The organism is Erysipelatoclostridium sp. An15 (assembly GCF_002160675.1).
Lineage (GTDB): Bacteria > Bacillota_I > Bacilli_A > Erysipelotrichales > Coprobacillaceae > Thomasclavelia > Thomasclavelia merdavium.
In genome coordinates this window covers 1-1918 of record NZ_NFLA01000101.1, presented here as the reverse complement: position 1 = coordinate 1918, position 1918 = coordinate 1, and the positions used below count along the sequence as shown (strand labels likewise).

3 protein-coding genes and 2 tRNA genes are annotated in these 1918 nt (G+C 28.9%); 4 read left to right on the top strand and 1 reads right to left on the bottom strand.

Going from position 1 to position 1918, the window contains the following annotated elements:
• Positions 1-36 precede the first annotated feature (36 nt).
• From B5E92_RS15150 to B5E92_RS15135, 4 genes are all read left to right on the top strand, one after another.
• A tRNA-Lys gene (locus B5E92_RS15150) sits at positions 37-112 on the top strand.
• Between the two features lie 7 nt (positions 113-119).
• Positions 120-193 (top strand) — tRNA-Gly (locus B5E92_RS15145).
• 98 nt (positions 194-291) lie between these two features.
• Positions 292-576, top strand: a complete 285-nt coding sequence (locus B5E92_RS15140) for a hypothetical protein (protein WP_087303523.1) — start codon at positions 292-294, stop codon at positions 574-576.
• A 281-nt stretch (positions 577-857) separates the two neighbouring features.
• The gene (locus B5E92_RS15135) at positions 858-1865 is read left to right on the top strand and encodes a recombinase family protein (protein ID WP_087303521.1); all 1008 of its coding nucleotides are present in this window, start codon (positions 858-860) and stop codon (positions 1863-1865) included.
• On the opposite strand, the gene B5E92_RS15130 is transcribed toward B5E92_RS15135, so the two are convergent.
• Positions 1829-1918: IS3 family transposase (locus tag B5E92_RS15130; protein WP_143357590.1), on the bottom strand; the 90-nt coding region annotated here is incomplete at its 5' end. The two genes, B5E92_RS15135 and B5E92_RS15130, sit on opposite strands and share 37 nt — an antisense overlap.

Sequence of the window (1918 nt, the reverse complement as noted above, 5' to 3'; positions counted from 1 at the left end):
TCTCCCTGGTTCGAATCCAGGTACCCCAGCCAAGATGACCCGCTAGCTCAGTCGGTAGAGCATCTGACTTTTAATCAGAGGGTCAGGCGTTCGAATCGCCTGCGGGTCACCATTTCAATGCGGGTGTAGTTCAATGGTAGAACTTCAGCCTTCCAAGCTGACTACGTGGGTTCGATTCCCATCACCCGCTCCATTTGAATACAACTTACGGACTGTAAAAAGTTCGTAAGTTTTTATTTTATATAAATATTAAACTTTAATGTTCTCTTTCTAGGAAGGAGGACATTTTTTATGCTTGAATTTAAAACTATAGAAGAATTTAAACCTAACCCAAAAATAATAGAACTTATTAAAAACTACACTTGCAAAACTAAAAAAGGAAAAATTAAAGTTCTTCTACATACTAATTTACAGGTTATAGAACCAACTGAATATCTAATTACATATCCTATTAATCTTACTATACTTGAATACAAAGTAAATGAAATAAGTAATAAACCATTTTACATTAAAGAACATAATGCAAAATATAACTTAAAAGAAATAGAAAATATTATAAAAAAATACAAATATTAAATTTTTTTGAAAACACACTTCGTAAAAGTGCCTTTTAGTGAGGAAATATATGAAGGAATTAATCTTTTCAAAATTAAAGGGGTATATTTTTGCTTTTAAGTTAGGAAACATATGAGAGGATTAATTTTTTTTGAAATTCTGTCTGCTTTTTTGAGTTTTAGTTAGGAAACATATGAGAAGATTAATTTTTTTAAAAATCTAGGTTGCCATTTTAAACTTAAGTGAGGAAACAAGTGAGAGGAATATTAATCCTTCTCAAAAATGAAGAAAGGAGGAATTTTATGAGATGTGGTGTTTATGTAAGAGTTAGTACAGATGATCAAAGAGATAATGGTTATTCTATTGATTCACAACTTAGAATGATTAAAGAGTATTGTGAAAAGAATGATTATAGTATAGTTGATGTTTATAACGATGCAGGTCATTCAGGCAAAGATTTAATGAGACCAGAAATGCAAAGATTACTTACTGATATAAAATCTAAAAAGATTGATAAATTAATTGCTATTAAAGTAGATAGACTTACAAGAAATAATTATGATGGATTTTGGCTTTTAAATTACTGTGAAGAACACGATGTTAAAATTGAATTAATATTAGAACCCTACGATGTATCTACTGCTAATGGTGAAATGATATTTGGAATGAACTTAGTATTCGGTCAACGAGAAAGAAAAGAAATTGGAGCAAGAACAAAAAGAGCTATGGAAGAAATGGCTTTAGAAAAAATACACCCTAGTAAAGCACCTTATGGCTATGTTAGAAATAAAAATACTGGTCATTTAGAAATAGAACCTATTGAATCACAAGTAGTTAAAGAAATATTTGAACTATGCAAACAAGGACATTCAACAAGAAATATAGCAACTATTATGCACAATAATAATGCTTGCTTAAAACAAGGAAAATGGTTATCAGATAGAGTTTATAAAATACTTACTAATTCAATTTATATTGGAATATTTGAATATGGGAAGTATAAAAGAAAACCTCAAGATGTTTTAAGAGTTGAAAATTATTGTGAACCAATTATTGATATAAATACTTGGAATGCAACTAGAAATGTATTAGTTAAAAATAAACATTCTAATTATGGGGAACACATTCATTTGTTTTCAGGATTAGTTAAATGCCCTTTATGTGGAGAGATTATGAGTTCATCAGAATCGTTTAAATATCCTAATGGAAAACAAAAAGTATATTACCATTTAAGATGTAAAAACTGGATTGTCAACACTTTTTTGGACAATTTCTATGAGAACATTCTAAATTCAACAGGTGTTTTATAATCAAGTGAACCATGTATCCTGATATTATTATACCAGTTTACATAATCAAATAA